Origin of the sequence: Exiguobacterium sp. BRG2, assembly GCF_031844245.1 — a bacterium.
In the GTDB taxonomy this organism is placed as follows: domain Bacteria; phylum Bacillota; class Bacilli; order Exiguobacteriales; family Exiguobacteriaceae; genus Exiguobacterium_A.
This window is the reverse complement of sequence record NZ_JAUZUW010000009.1, coordinates 61,572-86,810: the sequence shown is the minus strand read 5'-3', so window position 1 is coordinate 86,810 and position 25,239 is coordinate 61,572. Positions and strand designations below refer to the sequence as shown.

25 protein-coding genes and 1 riboswitch are annotated in these 25,239 nt (G+C 47.5%); of the genes, 17 read left to right on the top strand and 8 right to left on the bottom strand.

The genetic code is table 11. From position 1 onward, the window contains the following. Positions 1-6: 6 nt before the first annotated feature. Positions 7-975: a Gfo/Idh/MocA family oxidoreductase gene (locus Q9R23_RS12170; RefSeq protein WP_311247133.1), complete on the bottom strand. Its 969-nt coding sequence runs from the start codon at positions 973-975 to the stop codon at positions 7-9. 57 nt (positions 976-1,032) lie between these two features. Between Q9R23_RS12170 and Q9R23_RS12165 the strand changes: the two genes are divergently transcribed. From Q9R23_RS12165 to Q9R23_RS12155, 3 genes are all read left to right on the top strand, one after another. Continuing rightward, entirely contained in the window at positions 1,033-1,299 is a 267-nt protein-coding gene (locus Q9R23_RS12165; RefSeq protein WP_214856262.1) for a DUF5327 family protein, read from the top strand. A gap of 60 nt (positions 1,300-1,359) precedes the next feature. Beyond that, complete coding sequence (locus Q9R23_RS12160) at positions 1,360-2,010, top strand: SDR family NAD(P)-dependent oxidoreductase (RefSeq protein WP_214856259.1); 651 nt, start codon at positions 1,360-1,362, stop codon at positions 2,008-2,010. Positions 2,011-2,085: 75 nt separating this feature from the next. Further along, on the top strand, positions 2,086-2,796 hold the full coding sequence (locus tag Q9R23_RS12155; protein ID WP_311247132.1) for a thermonuclease family protein: 711 nt from the start codon (positions 2,086-2,088) through the stop codon (positions 2,794-2,796). A 41-nt stretch (positions 2,797-2,837) separates the two neighbouring features. On the opposite strand, the gene Q9R23_RS12150 is transcribed toward Q9R23_RS12155, so the two are convergent. From Q9R23_RS12150 to Q9R23_RS12135, 4 genes are all read right to left on the bottom strand, one after another. Beyond that, positions 2,838-3,812, bottom strand: coding sequence for a cation diffusion facilitator family transporter (locus Q9R23_RS12150; RefSeq protein ID WP_214856255.1), 975 nt, complete (start codon positions 3,810-3,812; stop codon positions 2,838-2,840). A gap of 32 nt (positions 3,813-3,844) precedes the next feature. Further along, on the bottom strand, positions 3,845-4,630 hold the full coding sequence (locus tag Q9R23_RS12145) for a glucose 1-dehydrogenase (protein ID WP_311247131.1): 786 nt from the start codon (positions 4,628-4,630) through the stop codon (positions 3,845-3,847). An 18-nt stretch (positions 4,631-4,648) separates the two neighbouring features. Further along, positions 4,649-5,500: a GRP family sugar transporter gene (locus tag Q9R23_RS12140; protein WP_311247171.1), complete on the bottom strand. Its 852-nt coding sequence runs from the start codon at positions 5,498-5,500 to the stop codon at positions 4,649-4,651. 141 nt (positions 5,501-5,641) lie between these two features. After that, positions 5,642-7,270 carry an ABC1 kinase family protein gene (locus tag Q9R23_RS12135; protein ID WP_214856253.1) on the bottom strand — a complete coding sequence of 543 codons (1,629 nt, stop codon included), beginning with the start codon at positions 7,268-7,270 and terminating at the stop codon, positions 5,642-5,644. 165 nt (positions 7,271-7,435) lie between these two features. Here Q9R23_RS12135 and Q9R23_RS12130 point away from each other — a divergent pair, with 165 nt between their 5' ends. Then, entirely contained in the window at positions 7,436-8,041 is a 606-nt protein-coding gene (locus Q9R23_RS12130; RefSeq protein ID WP_023466752.1) for a trimeric intracellular cation channel family protein, read from the top strand. Positions 8,042-8,043: 2 nt separating this feature from the next. Beyond that, complete coding sequence (locus Q9R23_RS12125; RefSeq protein WP_023466753.1) at positions 8,044-8,412, top strand: DUF423 domain-containing protein; 369 nt, start codon at positions 8,044-8,046, stop codon at positions 8,410-8,412. Positions 8,413-8,508: 96 nt separating this feature from the next. On the opposite strand, the gene Q9R23_RS12120 is transcribed toward Q9R23_RS12125, so the two are convergent. Both Q9R23_RS12120 and hemQ read right to left on the bottom strand, forming a co-directional pair. Beyond that, positions 8,509-8,658 (bottom strand): hypothetical protein, encoded by a 150-nt coding sequence (locus Q9R23_RS12120; protein ID WP_023466754.1) that lies wholly within the window; start codon positions 8,656-8,658, stop codon positions 8,509-8,511. Between the two features lie 92 nt (positions 8,659-8,750). After that, positions 8,751-9,527 carry a hydrogen peroxide-dependent heme synthase gene (hemQ, locus tag Q9R23_RS12115; protein ID WP_311247130.1) on the bottom strand — a complete coding sequence of 259 codons (777 nt, stop codon included), beginning with the start codon at positions 9,525-9,527 and terminating at the stop codon, positions 8,751-8,753. A gap of 345 nt (positions 9,528-9,872) precedes the next feature. On the opposite strand from hemQ, the gene pta reads away from it, so the two are divergent. The 12 genes from pta (at position 9,873) to Q9R23_RS12055 (ending at position 23,300) form a co-directional block, all read left to right on the top strand. After that, complete coding sequence (gene pta, locus Q9R23_RS12110; RefSeq protein WP_290756168.1) at positions 9,873-10,859, top strand: phosphate acetyltransferase; 987 nt, start codon at positions 9,873-9,875, stop codon at positions 10,857-10,859. 70 nt (positions 10,860-10,929) lie between these two features. Then, positions 10,930-11,029, top strand: a riboswitch (purine riboswitch). Positions 11,030-11,104: 75 nt separating this feature from the next. Continuing rightward, positions 11,105-11,689, top strand: coding sequence for a xanthine phosphoribosyltransferase (locus tag Q9R23_RS12105; RefSeq protein ID WP_290756166.1), 585 nt, complete (start codon positions 11,105-11,107; stop codon positions 11,687-11,689). After that, positions 11,686-12,987, top strand: coding sequence for a nucleobase:cation symporter-2 family protein (locus Q9R23_RS12100; RefSeq protein ID WP_214856250.1), 1,302 nt, complete (start codon positions 11,686-11,688; stop codon positions 12,985-12,987). The genes Q9R23_RS12105 and Q9R23_RS12100 overlap by 4 nt, the downstream gene beginning before the upstream one ends. A gap of 219 nt (positions 12,988-13,206) precedes the next feature. Then, positions 13,207-14,583 (top strand): amino acid permease, encoded by a 1,377-nt coding sequence (locus Q9R23_RS12095; RefSeq protein ID WP_311247129.1) that lies wholly within the window; start codon positions 13,207-13,209, stop codon positions 14,581-14,583. A gap of 120 nt (positions 14,584-14,703) precedes the next feature. Further along, complete coding sequence (locus Q9R23_RS12090) at positions 14,704-15,003, top strand: rhodanese-like domain-containing protein (RefSeq protein ID WP_035411426.1); 300 nt, start codon at positions 14,704-14,706, stop codon at positions 15,001-15,003. A gap of 154 nt (positions 15,004-15,157) precedes the next feature. Next, complete coding sequence (locus tag Q9R23_RS12085; RefSeq protein WP_311247128.1) at positions 15,158-17,137, top strand: methyl-accepting chemotaxis protein; 1,980 nt, start codon at positions 15,158-15,160, stop codon at positions 17,135-17,137. 167 nt (positions 17,138-17,304) lie between these two features. Continuing rightward, complete coding sequence (locus tag Q9R23_RS12080; protein WP_214856245.1) at positions 17,305-18,492, top strand: DUF2157 domain-containing protein; 1,188 nt, start codon at positions 17,305-17,307, stop codon at positions 18,490-18,492. Next, a complete protein-coding gene (locus Q9R23_RS12075; RefSeq protein ID WP_214856243.1) occupies positions 18,489-18,932 on the top strand; it encodes a GDYXXLXY domain-containing protein in 444 nt (147 codons plus the stop codon). The genes Q9R23_RS12080 and Q9R23_RS12075 overlap by 4 nt, the downstream gene beginning before the upstream one ends. A 373-nt stretch (positions 18,933-19,305) precedes the next feature. Continuing rightward, positions 19,306-20,163, top strand: coding sequence for an SAM hydrolase/SAM-dependent halogenase family protein (locus tag Q9R23_RS12070; protein ID WP_290756157.1), 858 nt, complete (start codon positions 19,306-19,308; stop codon positions 20,161-20,163). Further along, positions 20,160-20,711 carry an ECF-type riboflavin transporter substrate-binding protein gene (locus Q9R23_RS12065; RefSeq protein ID WP_056064409.1) on the top strand — a complete coding sequence of 184 codons (552 nt, stop codon included), beginning with the start codon at positions 20,160-20,162 and terminating at the stop codon, positions 20,709-20,711. The genes Q9R23_RS12070 and Q9R23_RS12065 overlap by 4 nt, the downstream gene beginning before the upstream one ends. Positions 20,712-20,781: 70 nt before the next feature. Further along, the gene (locus tag Q9R23_RS12060) at positions 20,782-22,485 is read left to right on the top strand and encodes an energy-coupling factor transporter ATPase (protein WP_311247127.1); all 1,704 of its coding nucleotides are present in this window, start codon (positions 20,782-20,784) and stop codon (positions 22,483-22,485) included. Next, on the top strand, positions 22,476-23,300 hold the full coding sequence (locus tag Q9R23_RS12055) for an energy-coupling factor transporter transmembrane component T family protein (protein ID WP_290756153.1): 825 nt from the start codon (positions 22,476-22,478) through the stop codon (positions 23,298-23,300). Before Q9R23_RS12060 ends, Q9R23_RS12055 begins: the two co-directional genes overlap by 10 nt. Before the next feature lie 61 nt (positions 23,301-23,361). On the opposite strand, the gene Q9R23_RS12050 is transcribed toward Q9R23_RS12055, so the two are convergent. Further along, positions 23,362-25,155 (bottom strand): carbon starvation CstA family protein, encoded by a 1,794-nt coding sequence (locus Q9R23_RS12050; RefSeq protein WP_035411402.1) that lies wholly within the window; start codon positions 25,153-25,155, stop codon positions 23,362-23,364. Between the last annotated feature and the right edge of the window lie 84 nt (positions 25,156-25,239).

The window sequence follows — 25,239 nt, the reverse complement described above, 5'->3', positions numbered from 1 at the left end:
GAATAGTTAGTCTACTTCTATCCATGTACCCACTTTTGCACTCTTTTGAGCACGATCAATGATTTTCATGACGAGTTCAGCCTGTTTCGCAGAGACAGGTGGTGTGGTTCGCTTACGGATGGCTGGAGCGAGATCCGTATAATAATCCCCAAAATGACCGGAAACAAAAGGGAAGTCTTGCAGAGGTCCATTTGCTTCAGCCAATTGATAGGTCGTCCGTTTTGTATCGACTTCATCAACGAAGTAACTCGCCTGTGTTCCGTGCACCATCAGGGAGGGACCAACAGCTGGAACGATGGAACCGATATGCAAAATAGCGCGTCGCGTGCCAAAGGCTAAAATTAGATGTGTATAGTCATCAACGATCCCATCTTGTCGTTGAATCGTTTGATCACAAAAGACACGGTCTGGAATTTCATCGAAGGCGATGAGTGCTTGATCGATCAAGTGTGAACCAAGGTCGTACAATAGTCCGGCACCAGGAACGTCCTGTTCGCGCCAACGCTCCTGCACATCGGGACGGTAACGGTCATAATGCGCTTCGAACGTCTGGAGCGTACCGAGTCGTCCAGATTTCAATAAGGTCATCAGCGTCCGAAAGTCCTTCGTGTACCGCCGATTATGATAAACTGTCAATAACCGACCGTGTGTCCGTGCTAGTTCTGTCAACGTTTCGGCTTCTTCGAGCGTGACGGTGAACGGTTTCTCGACAAGTACATCACAGCCCGAGAGCAAGGCGAGACGCGCGAGTGGATAATGCAGATCATTTGCCGTCGCGATGACGACTAAATCGATTTGTTCCGCTTCAAGTAATGCTTCAAGTGTCGGATAGACAGGGAGCGTCGCATCGTACGCAGCGACCGCTTCCGGGCGACTCGATTGAACAGCGACCAACTGATAATCAGGTGCGTGTAAATAAGGCGCATGCAAATGTTCACCGGCAAGACCAAAACCAACTAATGCGGTACGAATCATAGAAAACACATCCTTTTCAAGTTCATACCCTCAATCTACCATAAGGAGGAATACAAGATGATTACCGAGCAACACATCATCGAAAAGATGCGCCAAGCGATGCAACGTATTGACCAAACAACAGGAGCTGCGCAAAAAGAACAGATTGCAGCGATGAAGGCTTATTGTGAATTACTCCTTGAATCCGAGGCGACGCCAAGTTCGACAATATCGCTTCCTACGTCAACGCCTCAGGCAACCCCAGCAGTCGATCCGATGTTAGCGCGTTTCATGGGTGTTTCGCAGGAAAAAGAAGAAAAAGGCACTTCATTGCTCGATTTTTGAATGAAATGACGCAATTCAGGGAATAACCATCACAGTTAAAATAAGAAAGGGAGATACGTCATGAAAACAGTCATCGTCATTGGAGCAGGACCAGGAAACGGATATGAAATCAGTAAACGATTTGGGCAAGAAGGGTTTCAAGTCGTTTGTGCGGCGCGGACACAAGAAACGCTTGCAGCCGTCATCACGGAACTAAAAGAAGAAGGGGTAGAGGCGGTGGGGGTAGAATGTGATGCTTCTCGAAAAGCCGATATCGCATCACTCATCGAATGGACAGAGGAGCAGTATGGACAAATCGATGTCTTAGTCTATAATGCTTCGATTTTACATCAAGCATCTGTCCTTGAAGTCTCGGCAGAACAGATTACGAAAGAGTTCGAGATCGATGTTCTCGGTGCACTGCATGCCGCACAACTCGTTGCTCCTTCGATGCAGGAACGAAAAGACGGCGCCATCCTGATTACAGGAGGTGGCGCTGCGATGCAAGCAATCAAATCGTTACCAGGGCTTTCGATTGGCAAGGCAGGCGTTCGTCAAGTGACGCACATGCTCCATGATACGTTGAAGGAAGACGGTGTCTACGTCGGAACCGTCACGATTGCCGGAGAAGTGAAGCGCGGAACGGCACTTGATCCGAAAAACGTAGCGGAAGCGTTCTATACACTTTATACAAACCGTAACAAAGTAGAGACGGTTCTATCAGCAGACTAACTTATGAACAAGAGAGCGTATGCGGGTTCGGACATTGACCGAATCCGTATTTTCATGGAAAGGAGAGAAATAGAAATGAGACGATCTGTATTCATAAGTTTACTTTTTTTATTCGTTCTCATCGGTTGTGCACCAGAAGAAACCGATCTGCTTGGCATCAAGCAACCAGACGATGAAAAGATTACGAAAGCGACGGTGCAACGCGTCATCGATGGGGATACATTAAAAGTGAGGCTAGCAGACGGGAAAACGGAGGATGTTCGTTTGTTGCTCGTCGATACACCGGAAACTGTTAAACCGGATACGCCGGTTCAACCTTATGGAACGGAAGCTTCAGCGTTTACAAAAGAGACATTACCGAGCGGGACAGCTATTCGGTTAGAGCGTGATCATTCCCGGGCTGACCGATACGGACGACTGCTCGCTTATGTCTGGTACGGCGATAAGATGTTAAATCAAGAGTTACTTCGAAAAGGACTCGCCCGTGTCGCTTTCGTCTATGAACCAGACACACGTTATGTCGATATGTTTGAACAGATCGAACAGGAAGCCAAGCAGGCAAAGAAGAAAATTTGGAAGCACGATGGCTACGTCACGAATCGCGGATTCAATGTTCAAGCGATTACAGAAACGAAATCCTGCGATATCAAAGGTAATATCAATCGGTCAGGTAAAAAAATTTACCATGTCCCGGGTGGTCAGTCTTACAATGAAGTGAAGCCGGAGCAACGGTTCTGTACGGAGAAAGAAGCACAAGAAGCCGGATTCGTCCGGGCAACACGCTGATAAACGCAAAAAAAGCCATCGCTAGCGATGGCTTTTATCTATCATACAGGTGGTGGCGGTGGTTGATACTGCTGTACGTTATCATCTTCATCAAAGGAAATCGTGACATCGGTGATTCCTTTGAGGATGCGAATTTGCAATTCGAGTCGATCTTTAATGTCGTCCGCTTGCGCAATAGTCAAGTTGGGATCAACTTCAATCTCCGTTTCGACATGGAAGTGATCTCCTTCCTTGATGACTTCAAGTTTTTCGATGTCCCGAACCGCTTCATCACGTAACAAGATTTCACCGATTTTAGCCGTCAGTACTTCATCAACCTCACCGAGCGCACCGGCAGCATTTTGAATAAAAACATTATAGACGACATAAAACATCATGAGTCCAATCAAGATGGATGCAATGCCTTCTGCTTGATAAAACGATGTATAATGCGAAATCAGGACAGCGATAATGGCGATGACGCCACCAAGAGTTGCGACAAGATCTTCCATGAAGACGAGACGTGTCGCCGGTTTGGCTTGTCCAAGGTGGGCGAAGCTTTGACCAACAAGTGTCAGTCCGCTCGATTTGAGTCCCGTCTCATGCGCGATTTCTTTCATCGCTTTATAGAACACTCCGACTTCGAGGACAACACCAATGCCAAGTGCCGTCAGGATGATCCACAAACCACTCGTCTTTTCGCCAGGACCGTGTGTGATATGCAAGATGCCTTCCCGAATCGTCTCGTAAGCAAGCAATGCAACGACGATGATCGCAGCAAGTAAGACGAGATTCACAAGGCGACCGAAACCATTCGGAAACCGTTTCGTGGGTGCTTTTTTACTGAGAGCAGAACCGATGTAGACGAAGAACTGGTTCGCTGCGTCACCGATCGTATGCATCATTTCAGCGAACATCGCTACATTCCCAGTTAAGATATAGGCGACGAACTTGATCGCGGCAATGATCGTATTGACGATGGCGGCAGCAAGGGCTGACTTATTTCCGCGACGGATCAATGAGAAAAAAGTGGTCATGAGCGGTTCTCTCCTTGTCTACTCAAAATAGGTTAACCACGTCCTGCTTGGAAAGACGGATAAAGTGTCATGCCACCGTCGGCAAAGAGTGTGATCCCTGTGACATAACTTGCTTCGTCAGACGCAAGCCATGCGGCAACGGCAGAAATCTCTTCTGGTTTCCCGATGTTGCCCATTGGAATCATGCTCTCGACTTCTTTGCGTTGTTCTGGATCTTCGAATTTTTCAGCGTTGATCGGCGTATTGATCGCACCAGGTCCAATCGCATTAACCCGGATTCCTTTCGGTGCATACTCCATCGCAAGAGTTTGTGTCATCAATTTGACGCCACCTTTACTCGCAGCGTAGTGGACGAATGTCGGCCACGGAATGATTTCATGCACACTCGACATATTGATGATACTACCTTTGACATCATGTTCGACGAAGTACTTCAGTGCTTCTCGTGCCCCGAGGAAAGCTCCTGTCAAGTTGACATCGATGACCTTTTGCCAGTCTTCGAGCGACATCTCATGGGAGGCTGACGGCATCTCGATTCCCGCGTTATTGACGAAAACATCCAATTGACCAAAGTGAGCCACCGTCTCTTTCACAAGGTTGATCATATCGTCTTCCTTCGAGACATCTCCTTGGATTGTAATGGCTTCGCCACCTTTTTCTTGAATCGATTCAGCAATTTTTTTCGCTTCTTCCGGGTGACTGCGATAATTGATGACGACACGCATGCCTTCTTCTGCATAACGGCGAATGATTGCTTCACCGATTCCCATTGATCCACCTGTTACGATGGCAACTTTTCCTTTTAAACTTTCATACATGATGCTTCACTCCTTCATTTATTGTTTCGTAAATCCAATCATGATTCCACCAGCAACGACTAAAATACAACCGATGATGACGAAGGTCATCTCTTTCTTCGTTTTCGTTTCTTTCAGTAAGAGGACGCCACCGATGGTTGAGATGACGACACCTGTTTGAGAAAGGGAGAAGCTTGTTGCGACCCCGACTTTTGCCGTAGCAAACAGTAAAGCGACGTTCCCGACAGCCCACATGAGTCCGCCGATGGTATTGCCAGCTGTTTTCTTTGTGAAGAGGTCTCCTTCTCGTAAAGAAAGAAGAATTGCGCTAACAACCATCCCGATCGCTTGCGGTAATACGGCTTCCCAGCCATTAATATCAAACCAGCGGGCGATGACGACGTAACCGACATACCCGACAGTCGAGATGAGAAGGAGCGTCAATCCTTTGCCGATATTCTCATCTTCTTTACTCTTATCTTCCTTATAAGACGTGAAAGCTGCTCCGGCAATGATCAATACAAGCGCACCAATTCCGAGAATTAAGGCAGTTGTCGTTGACCACTCGCCAAAAGCAAGAACACCGAACAATGATGTTCCGACGAGTTGCATCCCTGTTGAAATTGGCATCGTCTTTGAGACACCCATTTGACGAAATGCGGCAAATTGATTTTTTTGACCAAGTGCCCAAAAGGCACCAGAAAAGAATCCGGCAACCCAAGCGGTCGTCGACATCTCTGGGCTGACAAAAAAGAAGGTGACGATCGCGAACAGTAACGCACCCAGAGTCGTACCGATGATTTGTTGCGCCGTTGAACCTCCGATTTTCGAAACGACAAGCGGTAACGATCCCCACATCAATGCGGGAACGATGGCAATTAGAATATCAATCAAGTGTTTCACCTCTCCTTACTATTATCTCTCTACTTGAAATTGTACCCCACAAGGCGTTAGGAAAAACCTTATGGTGTGAAGATGAATTATTCTGAAATAAAAAACGTCCACCGAGGTGGACGTGTACGGTCGTTTCATTTAGCGAAATGGTTCATCGGCGATCCGAACGATTTGTCGTCCAATCCGGCGACCATTCCATAAAGCGATGACAGCGATCGTCAAGGAAATGCCCATGACGTCGTACTGCGTAAAATAATAGCCGAGATAACTGAAAGGCAGGCTGATGATCCCGACGAGCGAACTCGTCCACTGTCGGATTTTGAGTGACTCGATGTTCGCAACACGAGAGAACTTTTGTTGCTCCATGATCCGCCAACGTGTCGGTTCGCTTAAGGCATCGTTAACAAGACGCGGGAAGGCGAGCAATCGCGCGCCGTAAGAACCAGCAATCTGTAGGTAACGGTTTTGATTTTTCCCTTCGTCATCGAGCCAGCGTCGAACCATTGGTTTAGCGAGTTCCAGCAGGTTGATTTGCGGTGAAAGAATCTGAAGGATTCCAAGAATCGTTGATGCGGCACGTCCAAAGAAAGCAAACTCAGCAGGAAGCTGGATTGGTTCATTTCGGACGAGCAATTCGATATCGGATAAGACCTTCTCGATCAGTTTTGTATCCACGTTTTCCATATCACTTTCGAGATAGAACGTGACTGCTTTTTCAATTGCTTGTCGGATATTTTGCTTATTCGCATTTGGCAATAAGAATCGTAGATCTTCTAAACCATCGACGATCGCATCGTAATCCAATGTGACGAAGGACTGAAGAATCCGCTGGATCGCGCGCATATCATCGGGCGTCGTCGCTCCGATCATCCCAAAATCAAGCAAGACGATTTTGCCGTCGGACTGGACGAGGACATTGCCTGGGTGCGGATCGGCGTGGAATTTCCCGCCGAACAGTAATTGTTCCCCAGCGTTCAAGAAGAGATTACGTGCTAGTTCGTCACGATCAATCTGATGTTCCGCTAGATAATCGAGATCCGTGATGCGTGTCCCTTCGATCCATTCCATGACGAGCACCCGATTCGTGCAATGTTCTTCATAATAACTCGGGATATAGATGACGGGGTTCGTTTCATACATCTTTTTAAAGTAGAGACCGTTTTTTAATTCGGTCCGGTAATTCAATTCATCCCCGATGACGAAGACCATTTGGCGATATAAGCTTTGCAAATCAGTCGATTTGTTTAACGACGTCCGGCGCAACATGGCAATGACGATACGCATGGCACGGAAATCGGTTTTGATGATTTGTTCGATATTCGGTCGCTGGACTTTGATCGCGACTTTTTTACCATTTGATTTTAAGGTTCCGCTGTACACCTCACCAATCGAGGCAGAAGCGACAGGACGGGAACTGATATCCGAGATGATTTCTTCGATCGGCATACCCCAATCCTCTTCGATGATCTTTCGTGACTCTCCAAGTTTACTTGAAGGCACTTTATCGACCAGTTCGGTCAGTTCCATCAAGACGGATGGGGGGAACAAATCAGCTCGAATCGATAAGAATTGACCGAGCTTGATCAGTAATCCTTCCAACCGTAATGCTTTTTTCTTATAGTCACGCGCAATTCGGATCATGATGCGCTCAAACTCTTCATTGTTCGTACCTGGCCGGTTTTTCCGGGTGAATCGATAGATCGTAAAGATGTAACGTGCGAACATCGTCACGATGACGACGATGCGATAAAGCGCCCAACGTTTCATACGGTCACCTAGCTTCCTGTGCAGTTTGTTTCAGTATAGGTTACTTTACCTAAAAACGTCACTCGCAAACGGTCGAAACGGTGACAGAAAATTAATGCTTTACGGAAACTAAAAAGAGAGTATAGTAAGTATTGGAATTTCTTTGTAGAAAGGTGAAATGTGCGCATGTCCTGGGACTTATTGAATATCATCGGCACGGTCGCTTTTGCGATGAGTGGTGCGATCGTCGCGATGGAAGAAAAATATGATTTATTCGGCGTTTGGTTACTTGCTTTGATCACAGCATTTGGTGGTGGTGCCATTCGTAATCTATTGATTGGTGTACCAGTATCTGCTCTCTGGTCGCAAGGTGGTCTCTTTTTAGTCGCGATTCTCGTTGCGTTGTTGATTTTCATGTTACCCCAGTTGTTCTTGCCGCACTGGACACGTTGGGGTGTCCTCGCGGATGCGCTCGGGTTGTCTGCGTTTGCGATTCAAGGCGCCCTGATGGCAACAGCAAAAGGACTGCCACTGTCAGCGACGATTTCGGCTGCTGTGCTGACCGGTGTTGGTGGTGGTGTGATTCGCGATTTGCTCGCAGGTCGGAAACCACTCGTCCTGCATAAAGAGATTTATGCGATGTGGGCTGTCATGGCTGCACTCGTGATTGATCGCTTCCAATTGACGAATCCCCTACATTTGTTCACATTGCTTGGACTCATCACGGTTTTACGTATGCTATCGTATTATTATGAATGGAATTTACCAGCACGACGGTTAGGGGGAGAATAAGTATGAAAGTATTCATTATGATTGGCGCGATCTCGATGATGCTATCGGTCGCACTAGGTGCATTCGGTGCACACGCCTTAAAAGATATGTTGACGGAGCGGATGCTTGCAAACTGGCAGACAGGCGTACTTTACCAGATGGTACACTCGCTCGGCATCCTAGCACTCGGAGGACTCTTATTAAAGGCATCGATCCCACAATGGTCATTGGCTGCATGGCTGATGCTCGCCGGAATCGTCTTCTTCTCAGGTAGTCTGTACGTCATGGCATTGACGAACGTGACGAAACTGGGTGCCATCACACCAATCGGTGGCGTCTTGTTCATCGCGGCGTGGATCTTTGTCGCAATTGGTGCCTATAAAGGATTATGAGAACGGACCGTGTTTCTTCACTCATGGAGAAACACGGTCTTTTTCATATGAAAAACGCCTACTCACGATAGAGTAGGCGTAGGTATTAAAACGGATTCACCGCTTTGTCGTTTGTGTTTTGTTTAGCTTCGATAATGCTTGCTCATAGCGATCCAGTACACGATCTGCAACCGGTTTCAGCTCTTTTGAAAGCACAGCGAATTGCAATTCACGCGATCGTGTCGATCGGTTCATAGCATTCCCCATGGTAATTCCTCCTTACGTCATTCAACTTACTGTTTTATAGCCGCAAGGAGTATATTCCCATGAGATATTTCAATCAAACGTCATTCAACACATTAAAGTGCAAAATGAGTATTTAATTGTTCACTTTCGAGACGGTTGCCGATGAAGAACTCACCAAACTCACCGTACTTCGCGCTAACTTCGTCAAAACGCATTTCATAAACGATTTTCTTGAACTGGAGAATGTCGTCTGAGAAGAGTGTGACGCCCCATTCCCAATCGTCGAATCCAGTTGATCCACCGATGATTTGCTGAATCTTCCCAGCGTAACTCCGACCGATCATCCCGTGACGGTACATGAGCTCTTTACGTTTTTCCATTGAAAGCGTGTACCAGTTATCGCCATCGCGACGTGACTTGCTCATCGGATAGAAGCAGATGTGCTTCGCTTGCGGCAAGATCGGATAGAGACGGTCACGCACATATGGATTCTCGTATGGGTTTCCTTCTCCTGAACCACGATACGTACCGAGTTCAACGACAGAGACGTAAGAGTACGTAGGAATGAGGTAATCGTATAGATCAAGTTTCTGCATCTTGACTTCGACGTCTTGGATTTGTTCCATCGTTGGACGAAGGACCATCAAGACGAGATCCGCTTTTTGACCGATGATCGTGTAAAGTGCATGGCTGCCGTCTTTTGTCGCTTCGACGCCAGAAAGCTCTGAGAGGAAGGCTTGGAACTCTTCAATCATACGCGCGCGGTCTTTCGCGTCGACTTGTTTCAAGCGTGACCAATCGATCCGGCGGAAATCATGTAATGTATACCAGCCGTCGAGTGTTTCAGCGGCTTGTTGCGTAGCAGTCGGTTCAGATGTTTGGTGTTGCATGGGATGACCTCCTGAGTCTGAAATAAATTGTTTTTTTCCATATCCTATCTTATCACATTCTATTGAAACGCTTCGCCCGAAAAGGTCTTTGTCCATGAGATCGTAACACATGAAAAAAGCAGAGAGTGGGTAAAAGGGGAAGTGGAGATTACTTTGTTTGAAAATATTCTCTGTACCATTCTTGAAAATGACTGTAATAGTCTGTGAATATGGCTTCAGTGCTTTTGTTAGATAACTTTTTTGCAAATTGTTTTAACAACGATTGAGAACTGTGTATAATAAACGATGGAAAAGAAAATCGATCAAATCGACGACGTCGTGTTTACTTAAAAAGGAGAGAAACTCATGCAATTATTCGATATGTTAGAACAAAAGATTAAAGCGCACCAACCAAAAATCGTCTTCCCAGAAGGAATTGACGCGCGTGTTCTTGGCGCAGCTGTTCGTTTGAAGAAAGATGGTCTCGTCACACCAGTCGTCATCGGACCACGTGTACAAATTGAAGAAACAGCAACAGCGAACGGCATCGATGTAACTGGACTTGATACGATCGATCCTGCTTCTTACGCTGGCATTGATGAGCTCGTCGCATCGTTCGTTGAGCGTCGTAAAGGGAAAGCAACAGAAGAGCAAGCACGTGCTGTCATCTTAAAAGACGTGAACACGTTCGGTACAATGCTCGTTCACACTGGACAAGCAGAAGGTCTCGTATCGGGTGCGATGCACGCGACAGGAGATACGGTTCGCCCGGCACTTCAAATCATTAAAATGCAAGAAGGCTATAAAAAAACATCAGGCGTCTTCATCATGGTACGTGACGATGAGCAATACGTCTTCGCAGACTGCGCAATCAACATCGCACCAGATGCGAACGATCTAGCAGAGAACGCAATCGCATCTGCGAAAACAGCGAAAACATTCGGGATCGACCCGAAAGTGGCATTGCTCAGCTTCTCGACAAAAGGTTCAGCAAAATCACCAGAGACAGAGCGCGTCGTTGAAGCAACGCGCATCGCGAAAGAACGTGCACCAGAGCTTGCAATCGATGGCGAACTCCAATTCGATGCAGCATTCGTTCCAAGCGTCGCGAAATCAAAAGCACCAGAATCAGATGTCGCAGGTCAAGCGAACGTCTTCATCTTCCCAAGTCTTGAAGCTGGAAACATTGGCTACAAAATCGCACAACGTCTTGGTGGATTCGAAGCAATCGGTCCGATCCTTCAAGGTTTGAACAAACCGGTCAACGATCTTTCACGCGGTTGTAACGAAGAAGATGTCTACAAGCTCGCGATCATCACGGCAGCACAAGCAGTCGAAGAACGCCAAGCCTAAGCACGTTGTGAAAAAGTCTTTACTTTTTCGCTAAACCCCGTACAATGGTACACATCACGAAAATCACGAAACGTAAACGTATAGCAACGCTCGTATAATAGTGGGAATTGGCCCACGAGTCTCTACCGGATCGCCGTAACGGTCCGACTACGGGTGGTGAGTTACTGCTCTCTTTTTTGGCGTACAGTGGCTGCCCCCGGGTAGCGGCTGTACGTTTTTTCGTTTTTAAAGAGGAGAATGCATGTATGAAACGTCTACACGATATGATTAATCAAGAGGGAATCGTCTTATCGGAGCAAGTATTGAAAGTGGATGCTTTTTTAAACCATCAGGTCGATCCAACCTTGATGTGGGAAATCGCTTATGAGTTCATGGATCGTTTCCAAGATGCCGGGATCACGCGGATTTTGACGATCGAAGCGGGTGGTATTGCCCCGGCAATGATGACGGCGCTCCGTTTAGGGGTACCGATGGTCTATGCCCGTAAGACGAAATCGGTCACATTGAACGAAGGAACGATTTCAGCTGAAGTCTTCTCGTTTACGAAACAACAGACGAGTACGATCACGGTCGCAGAAAAATATCTGCAACCGGGTGAACGTGTCTTGATCATCGACGATTTCCTCGCAAACGGAGAAGCGGCGTTTGGTCTCGCTCGTCTCGTTGAACAGGCAGGGGCAGAAGTCGCTGGATTTGGAATCGTCATTGAAAAGTCGTTCCAACCGGGACGTCAAAAACTGATCGAAGCTGGATTCCGTGTCGAGTCACTCGCGCGTGTTGAGTCATTGAAGGACGGAAAAGCGACATTCGTCGACTCGGTGACCGTATGAGACTATCAAACTTCAAAGCAGCCAGTCTCGGACTTCAGCATGTGCTTGCGATGTACACTGGAGCAGCTGTTGTTCCACTGATCGTCGGGAGTGCGATCGGATTGTCAGGAGAAGAACTTGCTTATTTAGTGGCGATTGATCTCTTCATGTGTGGCGTTGCGACCTTATTACAAGTACTCGTCACGAAATACACAGGTGTTGGTCTTCCCGTCGTACTCGGTTGTACCTTTACAGCAGTCGGTCCAATGATCGCGATTGGAAGTCTTCAAGGCATTACAGCGATTTACGGTGCTTTGATTGCCAGTGGGCTGATCATTCTTGTCATTTCAGGCTGGTTTAGTAAGATTGCGGTCCTGTTCCCACCGGTCGTCCTTGGTTCCGTCGTGACGATCATCGGGATTTCCTTAATTCCGGCTGCGATCAACGATATCGGAGGCGGACAGGGAGCGAAAGACTTTGGTGACTTACGTTACCTCGGACTCGCCGGATTAACGATCGTCTTGATTTTAATCTTGAATCGCTACGGCACGGTCTTCTCAAAAGCGGCAGCTGTCTTAATTGCTGTGATGATCAGTACACTCGTTGCATTTGGCATGGGAATGATCGACTTCAGTCCGGTGGCGGAAGCGTCATGGTTCCAAATGGTGACACCGTTTTACTTCGGTGTACCGACATTCAATGCAACTGCCATCTTGACAATGACGCTCGTTGGTCTCGTCTCGATGGTTGAATCGACAGGTGTGTTCTTGACACTTGGTGAAATCACGGACCGTCGTTTGACGGATAAGGATCTAGCGCGTGGCTACCGAGCAGAGGGTGTCGCGACGATCGTTGGCGGTATCTTCAATAGTTTCCCTTACACGACCTATAGCCAAAACGTCGGTCTCGTTCAGTTGACTGGCGTAAAGACACGCAAAGTCATTTTATTTGCGGGTGGATTTTTGATCTTGCTCGGCTTTTTACCAAAAGTAGCGACGTTTACGACATTGATTCCAAAACCTGTTCTTGGTGGAGCGATGTTGATCATGTTCGGAACGGTCGCGGCAAGCGGGATCCGTATCTTATCACGGGTCGATTTTTCGAAGAACGAGCACGTCATCACGGTGGCACTCGCGCTCGGAATTGGTCTAGGAATCAGCATGAATCCTGAAATCGTAGCAGGTCTCCCGTCAAAAATTCGCGTTTTGACGGATAGCCCGATCGTCGCTGGTTCACTAACAGCATTGCTATTGAACGGGATCTTCCGATTGACCGGGAAGTCCGAAACAGCAGATGTGCCACTTGCTAAAGTTGAATAACAATTGTAACTTTCCGAAAGGAGCTATCCTGTATACTACATAGTAGCAGGTAGTTCCTTTTTTATACTGCTAACGTAATCAGAATATTCCGAGTATGTGGATTTAATGAAAATATACATTGAAAACGTTTACAAAATCGACACATCTTCTTTATACTGACAACGTAGCGGTACGGGGAACTGCTAAGAAACAAACAGAGACTGGAAGGACGTCGTAAAAATGAAACAACAGACAGAGTTGAATCGGGGACTGGAAGAGCGTCACATTACACTCATGTCGCTGGGGGCGGCAATCGGTGTTGGACTCTTCCTCGGATCAGCGAAAGCGATCCAATTGGCAGGTCCAGCAATTTTACTAGGCTATCTCATTGGTGGAATCATTATCTTCATCATCATGCGAGCACTTGGGGAGCTTGCAGTGCGGGAGCCGATCGCTGGTAGTTTTGCGGAATATGCCCGAAAGTATGTCAGTCCATTAGCTGGTTTTTTAACGGGTTGGAATTATTGGTTACTCTGGATTTTTACGTGTATGGCGGAAATCACAGCAGTCGGTATTTACATGAAAGTATGGTTCCCGGATTCTCAGGGGTGGGTATGGGCACTAGCAGCACTTGTTTTGATGACGAGCATCAACTTCATTGCTGTTAAATTTTATGGTGAATTCGAATTTTGGTTTGCGTTGATTAAAATCGTCGCGATCGTCGCCATGATCATCTTAGGGACCTTGACGATCGTCATTGGTCTTGGAAACGGCGGCACACCGGTTGGGATTTCGAACCTGTGGTCACATGGAGGATTCTTGCCAAACGGTTTCACTGGTGTACTTCTTGCCATGCAGATGGTCATGTTTGCCTTCTTAGGAATTGAAGTGATTGGGGTCACAGCAGGGGAAGCGAAGAACCCGAAGAAAACGATTCGAAAAGCTGTTAACAACGTCTTCCTTCGAATCTTAGTATTCTACATCGGGGCGCTCTTCGTCATTTTATCGATTTATCCATGGGATCAAGTCGGTGCGAACAACAGCAGTCCGTTCGTATTATTATTTGATTCACTTGGTATTCCGGCAGCAGCCGGCATCATCAACTTCGTTGTCTTAACGGCGGCACTATCATCATGTAATTCCGGTATCTTCTCGACAGCCCGGATGATGATGAACTTATCCGAGAACAGTGAAGCACCACGTCGTTTCTCGAAAATCTCGAAAAACGGTGTTCCGGCACTGGCTACGATTCTTTCAGGTGTCGCATTGCTCGTCGGTGTCGCTTTGAACTATTTCTTACCGGAAGACGTCTTTGCGATTGTGACGAGTATTGCGACGTTTGGCGCCGTCTGGACGTGGGCAATGATTTTGATCGCTCAGATGCGAGCACGGAAAGTACACGGTTCAGCAGAATTTGGTGTTCCGTTCTTCCCGATTGCGAACTATATCGCCCTCGCGGCGCTTGCCGGTGTCATCGTCTTGATGGCATTTGACGCAAGTACACGGATCGCGCTGGTCGTTGGACCACTGTGGTATGCGATTCTGATTGCTGTCTATTATGCACGGGGAATGCATAAGGAGACACGTCAGTCGACGCGTCAGGCATCAGGAGAATAAGGAAACGAGCGGATTCGGAAACGGATCCGCTTTTTTGACGCTTCGTATCAAACCGTTTCGTTTTGTTTTAATGATAGATTTGCTACACTTACGACAGAACCATACAGGAGGTCATACGAAATGAAAACGATTCATGTAGATGAATTACAAGAGCGATTAGAGGCAGGTGAGGCGTTGCATGTCGTCGACGTCCGTGAGCAGGATGAATACGATGCAGGACATATTCCGAACGTCCGCCTCCTTCCGATGTCTGAGATCGGCGAACGCTATACGGAATTGCAAGAAGGCGAAACCTACTACTTGATCTGTAAAGCGGGTGCGCGGAGCGAAAACGTCGGTCGTTTCCTCGAGCAATATGGATACGACATCGTCAACGTCGAAGGCGGTATGATGAACTGGAAGGGCGATCAAGAAGCATAAGGGGAAGCGTTACTAAGGAAGACGACTCGAACTGAGTCGTCTTTTTTCATGTGAACTAGTACACGTTTACCAATTTTTCTATGAACATTTTTCGTTATTCTTCCGATAGAGAAGGTAGAATAGCGAGTCCTTGCACTCGAGAATGGAGTGACACATGGAACAAAAGATCAAACGAACAATGAGCATCAAACAAAAATTAATCGTGACATCGATTCTACTTTTGATGATTCCTGCATTAGTAATCGGCTTTGTCGCATATGACCTTGCGAAACAAAAGATGACGGAACAGATTCTTCAATCTGCTCATAGTGGAGTCGACCGGATGAATGATGAGATCCAAAACATCATTGATCCGATGCGGCGCGATGTCGCCTTTTTTGCGGACCGAATTGACGGAACGCTTTATCAAAAAGGAAAACAAAATGCTGCGTTAAAGGAAAAAATGACTGAATATCTCGATATGCATCCGCAGGCGGCGAACATCTATTTCGCGACGACGGACGGGGATATGAATATTTTCCCGGAACAGGTCATGCCAGATGATTATGATCCACGGGAACGCTCGTGGTATCAATCGGCAGAAGCAGCAGGTGGCAAGGTCGTCATCACGGATCCGTACGTCGATGCTGCCTCGAACAAGATGATGGTCACGCTCTCGCAGACGACAGGTAACGGAAGAGGTGTCGTGGCGATTGATGTCGATGTCGACCGGATCGCGGAAATCGCGAAAAAGATCAAAATCGGAAAAGAAGGATACGTAATGATTCTTGATTCTACGAAAAAAATCGTTACGCATCCGACATTAAAACCAGGTGAGAAAGCGACAGGCAAATGGGTGTCATCACTTTACGCTAACCCAGCAGGGCAGTTTGGCTATGGGTTTGAAAACAAAGGCAAACAGATGGACTTCATGACGAACGACCTGACGAAGTGGAAGGTTGCTGGAACACTGTACGATCATGAAATCACGGGTGCGACATCTAGTATTCTTTGGACGACGCTTGCTGTCATCGGCGGGATGTTGCTCGTCGCAGCCATCTTCATCTACTTCATTCTTCGCTCGATTCTTCGCCCACTCGGTCATTTAACACGTGGAGCAGAACGGATTCAATCTGGTGATTTGACGGAGCCCGTCATCGTTGAATCAAATGATGAGGTCGGTCAAGTCGCCCAAAGCTTTAACGTCATGGTTGACTCACTCCGTTCGATCATCATTAATCTCGATCAGTCGATTACACAAGTAGCTGGCTCTTCTCAGGAATTGATGGCGAACTCTGCCCAAACGACTTCCGCTTCTGAGCAAATCGCGGGATCGATTCAACAGGTCGCAGCAGGGGCGGATCAATCGAAACGTCAACTCGATGCGAATGCTGTTTCGCTCCAATCGATTACAGCAGGCATCATGCGAATCGCTGAGAGCTCAACCGATGTCTCGGAATTGTCACGTTCAACGGCAACAGAAGCCGAGAATGGAACAGTTGCTGTGCTGAAGAACGTTGAGCAGATGAAAGAAATCGATGCCTCCGTTCAAAACTTCGGTGGTGTCATCAGCTCACTCGCCCATCGTTCGAATGAAATCGGAAAAATCGTCGATGTCATCAACGGTATCGCTGAGCAAACCAATTTGTTAGCACTGAACGCAGCAATCGAAGCAGCACGCGCAGGCGAAAATGGAAAAGGATTCGCTGTCGTTGCGAGTGAAGTGCGTAAACTAGCAGAGCAATCACAGGATTCAACGAAACAGATTGCACAGCTGATTCAAAACATTAAACAGGAGACGGATCAGTCGGTCACGATGATGAAGGAAGTCTCAGGACAGACGAAAGCCGGTTTGTCGACGACAGAAGCATCAGCAGAGCGTTTCCAAAAGATTCTCGAACGAACGCAGGAAATGACGCCACGGATCGAAGACGTGACGGCGACGGTCGAAGAAATTGCAGCGAACGTCCAAGAAGTATCTGCGTCAGCGACGGAAATCGCACATATCGCGCAAGAGAATTCGTCCGCTTCGAAACAAGTCGCAGCGACGACGGAAGAACAGTTGAGTGCGATGGAAGAGATTTCGCAATCCGCCAAAGTATTATCCGATATGGCGGAAGAACTACAGGTACTCGTTGCCCGTTTCCGTGTTTAAATGATCAAATCAAAAAAGGCAAGGAAGCCCGTCTTCCTTGTTTTTTTGTCTGTCAACATTCGGTGACAAACGGAACAAATAGCTTATAATCCCTGTGAATCTGGGCTTGAGACAGTGTTAAATCGGGAATTTAATTAGTATCTAACACTTCGAAGGAGGTGGGTACGGTGAAGCAGTTTCGTAAAATAAGAGAGTGGCAAGATGCAGGTCTTTTGGATGAAGCGACCGTTGAACGAATCATGAACTATGAAAAGCAACGTTCAACGAAACAACGCCTTCCGCTCTTGTTGATTGTTGGAGGGACCTTCGTCGTCTTGGCTGTATTCAGCTTTTTAGCTGCCAACTGGCAAGCGATGCCGATCGGCTGGAAAATCGGACTCGTCGTAGCACTCATGTGGATTTGTTACATCATGGCGGATCTTTCGGAACGTCGTCGTATTCTTCATCCGGTCGTCTTTCGAATCGGTGGAATCCTAGCGTTTGGCGCCTCGATTCTCGTAGTTGTTCAAAGTTTTCACTTGCCGATGGAAGGATCACTGCTCAGTTGGTGTATGTTTGTCGCCGCGTTAGTGCATTATATGCTTTGGCGTCATGAAGCATATGGTGTCGTCGCCTTCCTATCCGGATGGACGATCTTTACGAGCCTTGGTGGTTTTGGTCAGGAGCAGGCGAGTTATCTCGACTGGACATCGTTCGGTCTGATGGTCGTGTTGTCGTTCAGTTGGTTTTACTTCAGCCAACGTCTGCCGTCGCTGTTATTTAGCTGGCTGTTTCTTTTTTTCAGCGGTCTATCCTTGTTTCTCCTCGTATCATATGACGGATTCCTTTGGCCGATTTGGACGCTATTTTTGCTTGTTCCAGTTCTCTGGCTTGTTCGTGAGGAATCCAATCGCCGTATCGTCGAGATGGTCTATCTGGTCGTCGCTGCTATCAGTTCGATCATCTATTTATCCGTTCGTGCGGAATCAAACGTCGTATTACCCTCCGTGACAGAAGCGGTACTGTTAGCTATCGTCTCCACCGGTCTAGGAATCTTTCTCTATCAAAAACGTCGTGGATTGTTGTTCATCGTACCGCTTGGATTCGTCGGAGTACTCTGGATTGATGAACAGGCAATTCTACTTGCCATTCTCTTTGAATTATCCGCGCTACTGTATCTGTTATATCGAGAACGCCGTCATGCAGTCGTCTGGCCAGCCTTTCTCTATTTTATTCTCGTTCAAATTGCGATATATGTCATATATGCATGGGATCGTTTAAACATGTCCTTATTTTTCCTCATTGGTGCGCTCCTCATCTTCCTATTGTCCGGTGTCTTATGGTGGTTACGCCGTAAAGGAGGTGTGGCGTCATGAAGCGTTATCTGATACCAATATTGCAGACATGCGCCGTCGGTCTGTTGATCGTCAGCTTTTTTGCGACCTCCTGGTTCGGGACATCGTACCGTTTTCGGGCAGAACCGTTTGATCCGTTTGATCCCGTTTACGGCGAATACGTGATGCTTCAGTACCCAGATTTAAAACCTGGTCCGTGGATTCAAAATGGACGTGTCTATGTCAGCTTCAAAACGGATGCTTCCGGTTATGCTCAAATCGATCGGATTTCGAATGAACGATTCTTCGGAAGTGTCGCCGGCGATTATTACGATCAATATGTATCGATTCCGCAGTTGACGCAGTATTATGTCGAACAGGGAAGCGGAAAACAATACGAAAAAGCAAAAGCACTGGAAGTCCGTGCGGATGTGTCACCATGGGGAATGATCCGGACGACGAATTTAAAGATTTCTGAGTAAAAAACCTTGCGCCAGGAATAAAACGGTTGTACTATTAATTTAAATTTTCAGACAACTTAATTTGCATGTGTAGATGGGAAGAGTAAAGTGATCAGAAATCGATAGAGAGTCTCTGTTGCTGGAAATGAGACGATTTCGATACTTGAAGATGGTCCCGGAGCAGTCGGAAGAACGTGAACCGTGTTCATCAGTAGAACCGACCGGTAGGAAGGATACCGTTAGCATTCCATGGAGTCTCGTACTCCGAGAGGTGGCTGAGCGTGAGTTGAGTCATGAACGAAGGTGGTACCACGTGATTAGACATCACGTCCTGAGAAATGAGGGCGTGGTGTCTTTTTTTGTGGAGACGTTCCCGCAGGAGGAGGATGACGAGATGGCAGAAGCATTGGTATTGCAATCAGATTTTGGCGTGAGTGATGGGGCAGTGAGCGCGATGTATGGGGTGGCCCATAGCATCAATCCGGAGATTCGGATTTTTGATTTAACGCATGATATTCCACCGTTCCACATTTGGGAAGCGTCCTATCGGTTACTGCAGACGGTGCCGTACTGGACGGAGCAAACGGTGTTCGTTTCTGTCGTCGATCCGGGTGTCGGGTCGAGGCGAAAGAGTGTCGTCGCGCGAACACGGACCAATCAATACATCATTACACCGGATAATGGGACGTTGACGCATCTTTGGCAAGCCGGATACATTGCGGAAGTGAGACAACTCGATGATCGACGGCATCGTCTGCCTCGGATGGGTGAATCGTATACGTTTCACGGACGAGATATCTTTGCCTTCACGGGTGCGCGATTATCGAGTCACGTCATCACGTTCGAAGAGGTGGGACCGCTTTTACCTACTGAAGAACTCGTCTTTCTCGACCGGACACCTGCCTCGTCGTCGGATATCGGTGTCACGGGTATCGTCGAGATTCTCGATGTCCGCTTCGGAAACGTCTGGACGAACATTCCCGTCTCACTCGTCCGTCAGACAGGTCTCGATATCGGGAGCCACGTCAAGGTAAGGGTTTCGTACCGAGACCGGATCGTCTACGAACAAACACTGCTCTTCGGTCATTCGTTCGCAGATGTGCCGGTCGGTTCAGGAGTTGTCTACATCAATTCGCTGGATCAGATTGCTCTTGCCTTGAATCAAGGTTCGTTTGCACATGCATTTGAAGTTGGAATCGGAAATGATTGGAGTGTTAGCGTACAACACATTAAAGGAGGAGATCGAACATGAAAGGATTTACGACAAAACAAATCGTCGCAACTGGGATCGGAGCAGCTGTATTCATCATTTTAAGTCGATTCGCTGCGATTCCGACAGGCGTACCGAACACGTCAATCGAGACAGCCTATGCATTTCTCGCATTCATGGCGGTCTTGTTCGGACCGGTTACAGCCGGCTTGATCGGTCTGATCGGTCATGGCTTAAAAGATGCGATTTTATACGGTTCCCCGTGGTGGAGTTGGGTCATCGTCTCCGGGTTCGTCGGGTTTGGTATCGGATTGATTGCTAACCGAATTCGTTTAGAAGAAGGCGGATTGACGACTCGTAAAATCGTTTTATTCAACGCCACACAAGCCATCGTGCAAGCGATTGGTTGGATCATCATCGCACCTGTACTCGATATCTTAATTTACACGGAGCCGGCGAATAAAGTCTTCGTTCAAGGTGCGGTCGCTGCGACATCAAACATCTTGACAGTCGGTGTCATCGGAACGTTATTACTCGTCACGTATGCCAAAACAAGAAGTAAAGCAGGCAGCTTGAAACGCGAAGTTTGACCGAATGAGCTATGATCCTGTGCGAAGAAACGGCAGGGACATAGCTCATTTAGCTTGGGGGGAGAAAGACATGACAAACGTGATTGAATTTCAGGATTTTTCATTTACATATCGGAGTCAGTCGGAACCGACACTCCGGCAGATTCAGTTAACGATTCAAGCAGGCGAACGCATCTTAATTGTTGGACCGTCGGGTTCAGGAAAAAGTACGCTTGCTCAGTGCATCAATGGGTTGATTCCATTCTCGTACCCGGGAACGTGGAAAGGACAGGTTCTGATCAAAGGGCAGGATGCCCGGACGTTATCGTTATTTGATCGTTCGCTGCATATTGGCACGGTGTTACAGGATCCAGATGCGCAGTTCGTTGGTTTATCGGTTGGCGAAGACATTGCCTTTGCGCTCGAGAACAAACAGACAGGGCGACCGGAAATGCACGAGATCGTCGAACGCGTCGCACGGATGACGGACGTCGAGACGCTTTTGCAAGCGCGATTAAATGATTTATCAGGAGGTCAGCGACAACGGGCGGCATTGGCTGGAGTTCTCGTCGAAGATGCGGATATCTTATTGTTTGATGAACCACTCGCAAATCTCGATCCGGTAGCGGGTCAAGAAGCGATGATGTTAATGGATCGACTGCAACGCGATACGAACCGAACACTGATCGTCGTTGAACACCGAATCGAGGATGCACTGGTCATTCCATTTGATCGCATCATCGTCATGGTCGACGGCGAAATCATCGCTGATGATCATCCGGATGTCATCTTAAGTAACGGAAAACTGCAACAAGCAATATTGCGTGAACCCCTCTATGTCAGTGCCGCACGCTGGGCTGGTATGACCGTGGAGTCTGTGGATCAGCCGAGCCGCATCGATCCTTTTTTAGAGCAGTTCAACCAGAAGGACGTGTTAGAACGTTTAGAAGAAGCTCCTCAAAAAGAGGCTGCAATCTCTGATTCATTGCTTGAACTTGAGCAGTTGGCGTTTCATTATCATCAAGGAACGCCAGTGCTTGAAGATGTGACGGCGACTTTTCAAAAAGGAACACTGACGACGATCGTCGGTCAGAATGGTGCCGGGAAATCCACGCTTGCGAAAGTGTTGAGTGGTTATCAACGGTCAACGAGTGGCCGAATCCTACTGAATGGAAATGATATCACGACCCAATCGATCGCCGAGCGAGCGGGGACGATTGGATTCGTCCTGCAAAATCCGAATCATATGATTTCAAAACATCTCGTGCAGGAAGAGATCCGCTACGGCATGCAGACACTCGGATTGAGTGAAGCGGAAGAAAACGAGCGTCTCGAGCAGACGTTACGTCGCTGCGGATTATATCCGTTTCGCAATTGGCCGATCCAAGCACTGAGTTTTGGTCAGAAGAAACGGGTGACGATTGCTTCGATTCTCGTTCGACGACCGGATATCTTGATTCTCGATGAACCGACAGCTGGTCAAGATTACCGGCATTATTCGGATATGATGGGCTTTTTAGAAGGATTGAAACAAGAGGGGATGACGTTACTCATCATCACACATGATATGCATCTCGTCTTAGAGTACAGCGATCAAGTCTGCCTGGTGCAAGCTGGACGCATCCGTTACGCCGGAACGTCATTTGGACTGTTAAATCAAGAACAGTTGCTGCATCATGCCCATTTAAAGCAAACATCGCTCTTTACGATAGCGAAACATCTCGACATCGATGCGGAACGATTCGTCGAGTCCGTGATTACGGCGGAGCGAAAGGAGCGGAAACAATGGCTGTAGAAATGCTTGGCTATATTGAAAAAGCGTCACCGATTCATCGATTGACGGGAACGACGAAACTGATCGGATTCTTGTTATTTACGACAGCAACGATGTTTACCTATGATACACGTGTCTTACTTGTTCTTGGTTTAGTCAGCATCGTGTTATTCCGATTGTCACGTATTCAGTTTCGGGAAGTCCGATTCGTTTTGATCTTTACAGCAATATTTGTCCTGATTAATGCACTCGCCGTTTATCTATTCGAACCAGAGCAGGGCGTTAAAATCTACGGTTCGCGTCACGTTTTATTTGAAGGCGTTGGTCGCTTTACGATAACATCAGAACAATTGTTTTATCTGTTTAATCTCATCTTAAAATACAGTGTGATCGTTCCGATTGCTGTGTTGTTTCTCGTCACGACCCATCCGACGGAATTCGCGTCCTCGTTGAACCGGATTGGTGTACCCTATAAGATCGCCTTCGCTGTCTCATTAGCGCTCCGTTACATTCCAGACGTACAAGCGGACTTTCAAATGATTGCGAACGCTCAGGAAGCGCGGGGAATTGCCGTCTCGCATGGTTCGCTTTGGCAACGGGCGCGTAATAGCATCCAGATTTTACTTCCGTTGCTGTTTACGAGTCTCGAACGAATTGAAACCGTCAGCAATGCGATGGATCTCCGTGGATTTGGTGCGGGACGAAAGCGGACGTGGTACAACCAACAGACGATGACACGCATCGATTATGTCGCGATCGGTTGCATAGTGCTATTGACGATTTTCTCGTTTGTCGTCACTTTCCATGATGGCAATCGATTTTATAATCCGTTCTAAGCAGGAGATACGAAAAAGGCAGTGGATGCGTCCACTGCCTTTTATCATATAACTAATCCGCTTACGCAGAACGTTTTTGATTTTCCCAACGTGGTGAATTCAATAGTTCAATCCATTTCTTGACGGCTGAGATCGTAATGACGATCGCGAGCAGTCCCATCGTTACGGATAAGACAGTATTCAAGACGCTAAATCCTGGAGAATCTGGATTTGCATAAACGTTTGCGACCATCCAGATATCCGCGAACGTTACTGTGATCAGGAGGTAGACGAGTGGAATGAACGTCGTCAGAGCATAGACTTTTTTATCGGCGATTTTCAAGATGATCGTCGTTCCGATGATCAAGCCGATTGAAGCCATCAGCTGATTTGATACCCCGAATAATGCCCAAATCGAACCGATGTCACCTGAGAACAGGAGATAGCCCCAGAAGAACGTCCCGAGTGCTGAAGCAAAGATTGCACCTGGAATCCAGTCGACGCGTTTGAGTGGTTTATAGAATTCACCGAAGAAATCTTGAATCAAGTAACGGGCGACACGTGTTCCTGCGTCGATTGCAGTTAAAATGAAGACCGCTTCGAACAGAATGACGAATTGGAAGAAGAAACCGGCAATTTCTTTGAACCATGGGATGGCGCGGAAGATGAACGTCATACCGACGGCGAGTGAAACGGCACCACCTGTTCGACCTGCAAGGTCGAGTCCGATTTCACGAGATAAATCATCCAAGTAGACCGTGCTCATACCTAGAGTTGCGAATACTTCTGGTGTTGAGTTGATGGCAAAGTAATCACCGACTTCAAGAGATGTCGCAGCAATCAATGCCATGACGGCAACAAGACATTCGACAAGCATGGCACCAAAAGCAACCGGTTTGATGTCACTCCAACGATTGATCATCTTCGGTGTCGTACCAGAACCAACGAAAGCGTGGAAACCAGAGATTGCACCACAGGCAATCGTGATCGAGATGAATGGCCAAACTGGACCAGCGATGATTGGACCACCGCCATCAACGAACTTCGTGAATGCTGGGAATCGAATGTCCGGGTTGATGATGAAGACACCGACGATCAAGGCAAGGAAAACACCAATCTTCATGAAACTTGATAGATAGTCGCGTGGTGCGAGCAAGAGCCATACAGGCAGTGCCGCAGCGAAGAATGCATAAATCGGTAGAGCGATTGCGAGCTGACGAGAGGACAGGTCGAACCAATCGCCAATGAATGTTTCCGTCAACTGAGGACCAAAACCAATCGCAGCTAAGATGAGTAGAAAACCGACTGTTGAAGCAAGGGCTAGGTTACCACCTTTACGTAAGTAAATCCCAACGAGCATCGCGATCGGAATCGTCGAGAAGACAGCGAATGTGCCCCATGGATTATGTTCAAGCGCATGCAAGACGACCATCGATAGTCCCGCCATCGTAATCGTGATGATGAAGAGCATCGCAAGACCGGCACAAAAACCAGCGACGGGACCTAATTCTTTTTTAGCGACTTCGGACAACGATTGACCATCTTGGCGCATCGAGGCAAACAGGACGACCATATCATGGACCGCTCCCCCGATGACGGCACCGATCAAGAGCCACAGTAAGCCGGGTAGGTAGCCGAACTGAGCAGCAAGGACAGGTCCGACGAGTGGACCAGCAGCAGCGATTGCCGCGAAATGGTGTCCAAATGAGACCCATTTGTTCGTTGGAACGTAATCTTTTCCGTCCGCTAGTTTATGAGCAGGCGTTTCGCGATCATCTTTGATTTTTAAGACTTTCGCGGCCATGAATGTACCGTAGAGACGATACGCGATTAATAAGATACAGATGACAGCAATGACGATGGGAGTAGCGCTCATCTAAAATTCCTCCTCTTGAATGAACTATGATGGATTTAGTATACAAGTTGTGGAAGCGCTTTCTTCAATTTTTAGATGAGTTGT

Bases quoted from the DNA above. Each gene is read 5' to 3' on its own strand.
- Q9R23_RS12170 (WP_311247133.1), bottom strand. From the start codon at position 975: ATGATTCGTACCGCATTAGTTGGTTTTGGTCTTGCCGGTGAACATTTG.
- Q9R23_RS12165 (WP_214856262.1), top strand. From the start codon at position 1,033: ATGATTACCGAGCAACACATCATCGAAAAGATGCGCCAAGCGATGCAA.
- Q9R23_RS12160 (WP_214856259.1), top strand. From the start codon at position 1,360: ATGAAAACAGTCATCGTCATTGGAGCAGGACCAGGAAACGGATATGAA.
- Q9R23_RS12155 (WP_311247132.1), top strand. From the start codon at position 2,086: ATGAGACGATCTGTATTCATAAGTTTACTTTTTTTATTCGTTCTCATC.
- Q9R23_RS12150 (WP_214856255.1), bottom strand. From the start codon at position 3,812: ATGACCACTTTTTTCTCATTGATCCGTCGCGGAAATAAGTCAGCCCTT.
- Q9R23_RS12145 (WP_311247131.1), bottom strand. From the start codon at position 4,630: ATGTATGAAAGTTTAAAAGGAAAAGTTGCCATCGTAACAGGTGGATCA.
- Q9R23_RS12135 (WP_214856253.1), bottom strand. From the start codon at position 7,270: ATGAAACGTTGGGCGCTTTATCGCATCGTCGTCATCGTGACGATGTTC.
- Q9R23_RS12130 (WP_023466752.1), top strand. From the start codon at position 7,436: ATGTCCTGGGACTTATTGAATATCATCGGCACGGTCGCTTTTGCGATG.
- Q9R23_RS12125 (WP_023466753.1), top strand. From the start codon at position 8,044: ATGAAAGTATTCATTATGATTGGCGCGATCTCGATGATGCTATCGGTC.
- Q9R23_RS12120 (WP_023466754.1), bottom strand. From the start codon at position 8,658: ATGGGGAATGCTATGAACCGATCGACACGATCGCGTGAATTGCAATTC.
- hemQ (WP_311247130.1), bottom strand. From the start codon at position 9,527: ATGCAACACCAAACATCTGAACCGACTGCTACGCAACAAGCCGCTGAA.
- pta (WP_290756168.1), top strand. From the start codon at position 9,873: ATGCAATTATTCGATATGTTAGAACAAAAGATTAAAGCGCACCAACCA.
- Q9R23_RS12105 (WP_290756166.1), top strand. From the start codon at position 11,105: ATGAAACGTCTACACGATATGATTAATCAAGAGGGAATCGTCTTATCG.
- Q9R23_RS12100 (WP_214856250.1), top strand. From the start codon at position 11,686: ATGAGACTATCAAACTTCAAAGCAGCCAGTCTCGGACTTCAGCATGTG.
- Q9R23_RS12095 (WP_311247129.1), top strand. From the start codon at position 13,207: ATGAAACAACAGACAGAGTTGAATCGGGGACTGGAAGAGCGTCACATT.
- Q9R23_RS12090 (WP_035411426.1), top strand. From the start codon at position 14,704: ATGAAAACGATTCATGTAGATGAATTACAAGAGCGATTAGAGGCAGGT.
- Q9R23_RS12085 (WP_311247128.1), top strand. From the start codon at position 15,158: ATGGAACAAAAGATCAAACGAACAATGAGCATCAAACAAAAATTAATC.
- Q9R23_RS12075 (WP_214856243.1), top strand. From the start codon at position 18,489: ATGAAGCGTTATCTGATACCAATATTGCAGACATGCGCCGTCGGTCTG.
- Q9R23_RS12070 (WP_290756157.1), top strand. From the start codon at position 19,306: ATGGCAGAAGCATTGGTATTGCAATCAGATTTTGGCGTGAGTGATGGG.
- Q9R23_RS12065 (WP_056064409.1), top strand. From the start codon at position 20,160: ATGAAAGGATTTACGACAAAACAAATCGTCGCAACTGGGATCGGAGCA.
- Q9R23_RS12060 (WP_311247127.1), top strand. From the start codon at position 20,782: ATGACAAACGTGATTGAATTTCAGGATTTTTCATTTACATATCGGAGT.
- Q9R23_RS12055 (WP_290756153.1), top strand. From the start codon at position 22,476: ATGGCTGTAGAAATGCTTGGCTATATTGAAAAAGCGTCACCGATTCAT.
- Q9R23_RS12050 (WP_035411402.1), bottom strand. From the start codon at position 25,155: ATGAGCGCTACTCCCATCGTCATTGCTGTCATCTGTATCTTATTAATC.